The organism is Pseudomonas emilianonis, from assembly GCF_023072625.1.
In the GTDB taxonomy this organism is placed as follows: domain Bacteria; phylum Pseudomonadota; class Gammaproteobacteria; order Pseudomonadales; family Pseudomonadaceae; genus Aquipseudomonas; species Aquipseudomonas paraveronii.
In genome coordinates this window covers 1-5,564 of record NZ_JAKNRV010000332.1, presented here as the reverse complement: position 1 = coordinate 5,564, position 5,564 = coordinate 1, and the positions used below count along the sequence as shown (strand labels likewise).

The following is a 5,564-nucleotide window of genomic DNA, read 5'->3' as shown; positions in this document are numbered from 1 at the left end:
TAGAACCGCTGACCCTGGACGAATACTGCGCGCGGCCCCATGCCATGGTGGCGTTCTCGGGGGACTTGAGCGGCAATATCGACCTCGACCTGGCGCGTATCGGCCGGGCGCGCCGGGTGGTGCTGGTGGTGCCCGACAAGATGTCCACCGAAAAGGTGCTGCACCTCAAGGCCATGGGCGCCGAAGTGCATATCACCCGCTCCGATGTCGGCAAGGGCCACCCCGAGTACTACCAGGACGTGGCGGCGCGCCTGGCCAAGGACATGCCGGGCTCGTTCTTCGCCGACCAGTTCAATAACCCGGCCAACCCACTCGCCCACGAAACCAGCACCGCACCGGAAATCTGGGCGCAAACCCAGCATGACCTCGACGCGATTGTGGTGGGCGTCGGTTCGGCCGGCACACTCACCGGGCTGACGCGTTTCTTCAAGCGGGTGCAGCCAGCGTTGGAAATGGTGCTGGCTGACCCCGTCGGTTCGGTGATGGCCGAATTCAGCCGCAGCGGCACCTTGGTCACCCCGGGTTCCTGGGCGGTTGAAGGGATCGGCGAAGATTTCATCCCCTCGATTGCCGACCTGTCCAGCGTGCGCCACGCCTATTCCATCAGCGATGAAGAGAGCTTCGACCTCGCCCGCCAGTTGCTCAAGGCCGAAGGCATTCTCGGCGGCTCGTCCACCGGCACCCTGCTCGCCGCAGCCTTGCGCTATTGCCGCGCGCAGACCACGCCCAAACGTGTGGTCAGCTTTGTCTGCGACACCGGCACGCGGTATCTGTCGAAGGTCTACAACGACCAGTGGATGAACGATGCGGGCTTGCTGCACTACAAGCACTACGGCGACCTGCGTGACGTGATCGCGCGGCGCTTCGAAGACGGTCGCGTGATCAGCGTCAGCCCCGACGACACCCTGCTCACCGCCTTCCAGCGCATGCGCCTGGCCGATGTTTCGCAACTGCCGGTGCTGGTGAACGGCCAGGCACTGGTGGGGGTGATTGACGAGTCCGACATCCTGCTGGGCCTGCACCACGACGCTGCGGATTTTTCCATGATCGTCGCCAGCGCCATGACCGAGACCGTGCACACCCTCGCCCCCAGCGCCAGCCTCGCCGAGTTGCAGGCGGAGCTGGATCGCGGCCTGGTCGCCATCATCGCCGACGCGTCGGGCTTCCATGGCCTGATCACCCGTGTCGACCTGCTCAATCACCTACGGAGATCCCTTGCATGAGTCAGCCCGATAAAAACGCGTTTGCCACCCGCGTGATCCACGCCGGGCAAACACCCGACCCGACCACCGGCGCGCTGATGCCGCCGATTTATGCGAACTCCACCTACCTGCAAGACAGCCCCGGCGTACACAAGGGCTTCGACTATGGCCGCTCCCACAACCCCACTCGGTTCGCCCTGGAGCGCTGCGTGGCCGACCTGGAAGGCGGCCGCCAGGCGTTTGCCTTTGCCTCGGGGCTGGCGGCGATTTCCAGCGTGCTGGAGTTGCTGGATGCCGGCAGCCATGTGGTCTCCGGCAACGATCTGTATGGCGGCACCTTCCGCCTGTTCCACAAGGTACGCCAGCGCAGCGCCGGGCACCGTTTCAGTTTTGTCGACTTGAGCGATGTGCAGGCGTTTGAAGCGGCGTTGCAGGACGACACGCGCATGGTCTGGGTCGAGACACCCAGCAACCCGTTGCTGAGCCTGACCGACCTCAGCGCCATCGCCCGCATCTGCCGCGCCCGCGGCATCCTCTGCGTGGCGGACAACACCTTCGCCAGCCCGTGGATTCAGCGTCCGCTGGAGCTGGGCTGCGACATCGTGGTGCATTCCACCACCAAATACCTCAATGGCCACTCCGACGTGATCGGCGGTATCGCGATTGTCGGCGACAACCCCGAACTGGCCGAGCGCCTGGGCTTCCTGCAGAACTCGGTCGGCGCCATTGCCGGGCCGTTCGACGCCTTCCTGACCCTGCGCGGCGTGAAAACCCTGGCCCTGCGCATGGAGCGCCATTGCAGCAATGCGCTGGACCTCGCGACCTGGCTCGAACACCAACCGCAAGTGGCGCGGGTGTACTACCCGGGCCTGGTCTCCCACCCCCAACACGTCCTGGCACGTCGGCAGATGCATGGGTTTGGCGGGATGATTTCAGTCGCATTGAACTGCGACCTGGCCGGCGTCACGCGTTTCCTGGAGCACGTCAAGCTCTTCGCCCTGGCCGAAAGCCTCGGCGGCGTGGAAAGCCTGATCGAACACCCGGCGATCATGACCCATGCCAGCATCCCGGCGACGACGCGGGCGCAGTTGGGCATCGGCGATGGATTGGTGCGGTTGTCGGTGGGGGTTGAAGATGTGGAGGACTTGCGCGCAGACCTGGCGCAAGCCTTGGCATATATCTAATGAGGGAGGGGCGGCTTGCTCCTCATAGCGGTGGGTCAGTCTCCTGATTCAGCGACTGACAGATTGCTATCGGGAGCAAGTCGAATCGTCGCACCGCCCCTCCCACACTGGATACGGCGTCAGACTGACGTGATGCTCGCCCTGGTTTTTGGAGACGCCTCGTAGTCCGCCAATGACATCCTAATGTGGGAGGGGGCTTGCCCCCGATAGCGGTGGGTCAGGCTGACGTGACGTTGGCTCGCGCGCTATGCAGCTTCTTGTAGCTCTCGATCAAGCGCAGATGCCGATCCAGCCCTTCCAGCTTCATGCTGGTCGGCGTCAGCCCATAAAAGCGCACGCTGCCATTAACCGAACCGATCACCGCATCCATCCGCTCGTGACCAAACATCCGCCGGAAGTTGGCCTCGTAGTCCGCCAGTTCCAGGTCTTCATCCAGCTCCATCTCCAGCACCGCGTTCACCGCCTGATAGAACAGGCCGCGTTCAACAGTGTTGTCGTTGTACTGCAGGAACATTTCCACCGCTTCCTTCGCGTCCTCATATTGTTGCAGGGCGAGGTAGATCAGCAGCTTCAATTCCAGGATGGTCAGTTGGCCCCAGGCGGTGTTGTCGTCGAACTCGATGCCGATCAAGGTGGTGATGTCGGTGTAATCGTCCAGTTCGCTTTCCACCAGGCGTTCGGCCAGCGCCTTGAGTTCAGTGTCATCCAGGCGATGCAGGTTGAGGATGTCGGCGCGGAAAAACAGGGCTTTGTTGGTGTTGTCCCAGATCAGGTCGTCCACCGGATAGATTTCCGAGTAATCCGGCACCAGGATGCGACAGGCGGTGGCGCCCAGGTGCTCATACACCGCCATGTACGATTCTTTGCCCATGTTTTCGAGAATGCCGAACAGTGTCGCGGCTTCTTCGGCGTTGGAGTTTTCACCCTGCCCGGAGAAGTCCCACTCGACAAATTCGTAATCCGACTGGGCACTGAAGAAGCGCCACGAGACCACGCCGCTGGAGTCGATAAAGTGCTCGACGAAGTTGTTCGGTTCGGTCACTGCGTGGCCTTCGAAGGTCGGCTGCGGCAGGTCGTTGAGCCCTTCGAAGCTGCGGCCCTGCAGCAGTTCAGTGAGGCTGCGTTCCAGCGCCACTTCCAGGCTCGGGTGCGCGCCGAACGAAGCAAACACACCACCGGTACGCGGGTTCATCAAGGTCACGCACATCACCGGGAATTCACCGCCCAGCGAGGCATCCTTGACCAGCACCGGGAAGCCCTGGGCTTCCAGCCCCTGGATACCGGCCAGAATACCCGGGTACTTGGCCAGTACTTCAGTCGGCACATCTGGCAGGGCGAATTCGCCTTCGATGATTTCGCGCTTGACCGCCCGCTCGAAGATCTCCGACAGGCACTGCACCTGGGCTTCGGCCAGGGTGTTGCCGGCGCTCATGCCGTTGCTCAGGTACAGGTTTTCGATCAGGTTGGACGGGAAATACACCACCTCGCCGTCCGACTGGCGCACAAACGGCAGCGCGACAATCCCGCGCTCTTCATTGCCGGAGTTGGTGTCGAACAGGTGCGAGCCGCGCAACTCGCCATCGCGGTTGTAGATTTTCAGGCAATAAGCATCGAGGATTTCCGTCGGCAGCTCATCCTTGGGCCCAGGCTGAAACCAGCGCTCGTCCGGGTAATGCACGAACGGCGCGTTGGCCAGTTCTTCGCCCCAAAACTGATCGTTATAGAAGAAGTTGCAGTTGAGACGCTCGATGAACTCGCCCAACGCCGAGGCCAGCGCGCTTTCCTTGGTCGCGCCCTTGCCGTTGGTGAAGCACATGGGCGAATGGGCATCGCGGATATGCAGCGACCACACGTTCGGCACGATATTGCGCCACGAGGCGATCTCGATCTTCATGCCCAGGCCGGCCAGGATGCCGGACATGTTGGCGATGGTCTGCTCCAGCGGCAGGTCCTTGCCCACGATGTAGGTGCCGGCCTCAGAAGTGGCGTTGGGCATCAACAGCGCCTGGGCATCGGCGTCGAGGTTTTCCACCTCTTCGATCACGAACTCAGGCCCGGCCTGCACCACTTTCTTCACGGTGCAACGGTCGATCGAGCGCAGGATGCCTTGGCGATCCTTGTCGGAGATATCCGCAGGCAGTTCCACCTGGATCTTGAAAATCTGGTTGTAGCGATTTTCTGGATCGACAATGTTGTTCTGCGACAGCCGGATGTTTTCCGTGGGGATATTGCGCGTCTGGCAGTACAGCTTCACAAAGTACGCCGCACACAATGCCGACGAAGCCAGGAAGTAATCGAATGGCCCCGGCGCCGACCCATCGCCTTTATAGCGAATCGGTTGATCGGCGATCACCGTGAAGTCATCGAACTTGGCTTCAAGTCGAAGATTGTCGAGAAAGTTAACCTTAATTTCCATGCGGGATTACCAAAATAGCGAACTTCAAATTGGCCGCCATTATCCGGCATTTGCGTTTGAAGTCTTGTGCTTTCGCGTTTCGGCTGCCGACTGACAGGGCTGAATACAGGATTTAGACCGGTGCAATGTCGCTGTTTTGAATTGCCAGACAATCGGTCTTCAACTTATTTGAATGGTTGCCGATGTCCTACAAGCAATTCAGGGAGTAGTCGAATGCGCAACAACCAGCCAGTGACACAGCGCGAGATTACCCTCGCGCCTTCGCAGAAGCTCATTTCCGCAACCGATGTTGAAGGGAAGATCACTTACTGCAACGATGCTTTTGTCGATATCAGCGGTTTTGAACGCACCGACCTGATCGGCGCCCCGCAGAATATCGTGCGCCATCCCGATGTCCCCCCTGCCGTATTTGCCCATATGTGGCGCGCGCTCAAGCAAGGCCAGCCGTGGATGGGCATCGTCAAGAATCGCTCGAAAAACGGCGATCATTATTGGGTCAACGCTTACGTCACGCCGATCTTCGAAGGCAGCCGGGTGGTGGGCTTCGAGTCGGTCAGGGTCAAGCCGAGCGCTGATGAAATCCGACGTGCCCAGGCACTGTACCGACGTATCAGCCAAGGCAAATCGGCGGTTTCGCGCCGGGATAGCTGGCTGTCGACGTTGTTCGACAGCGTGCCCTATGTGGCCACCGGGCTTGCCGGCGCCGTGGGCGGGCTGTTCCTCAGCGCGCCGCTGGCCATGGCGGTGGCGGTAGCCGTTGCG

Annotated in this window: 4 protein-coding genes; 3 read left to right on the top strand and 1 reads right to left on the bottom strand. The window is 61.1% G+C overall.

Going from position 1 to position 5,564, the window contains the following annotated elements:
• Together L9Z73_RS24190 and L9Z73_RS24185 are read left to right on the top strand one after the other, a co-directional pair.
• Positions 1-1,223 (top strand): pyridoxal-phosphate dependent enzyme (locus L9Z73_RS24190; RefSeq protein WP_247406461.1); only part of this gene is annotated, 1,223 nt, incomplete at its 5' end.
• The gene (locus L9Z73_RS24185; RefSeq protein WP_247406459.1) at positions 1,220-2,386 is read left to right on the top strand and encodes a cystathionine gamma-synthase; all 1,167 of its coding nucleotides are present in this window, start codon (positions 1,220-1,222) and stop codon (positions 2,384-2,386) included. The genes L9Z73_RS24190 and L9Z73_RS24185, both read left to right, overlap by 4 nt.
• A 217-nt stretch (positions 2,387-2,603) precedes the next feature.
• Here L9Z73_RS24185 and L9Z73_RS24180 read toward each other — a convergent pair whose 3' ends face one another.
• Positions 2,604-4,802: an OsmC domain/YcaO domain-containing protein gene (locus tag L9Z73_RS24180; protein WP_247406457.1), complete on the bottom strand. Its 2,199-nt coding sequence runs from the start codon at positions 4,800-4,802 to the stop codon at positions 2,604-2,606.
• A gap of 213 nt (positions 4,803-5,015) precedes the next feature.
• Between L9Z73_RS24180 and L9Z73_RS24175 the strand changes: the two genes are divergently transcribed.
• Positions 5,016-5,564: PAS domain-containing protein (locus L9Z73_RS24175; RefSeq protein ID WP_247406455.1), on the top strand; the 549-nt coding region annotated here is incomplete at its 3' end.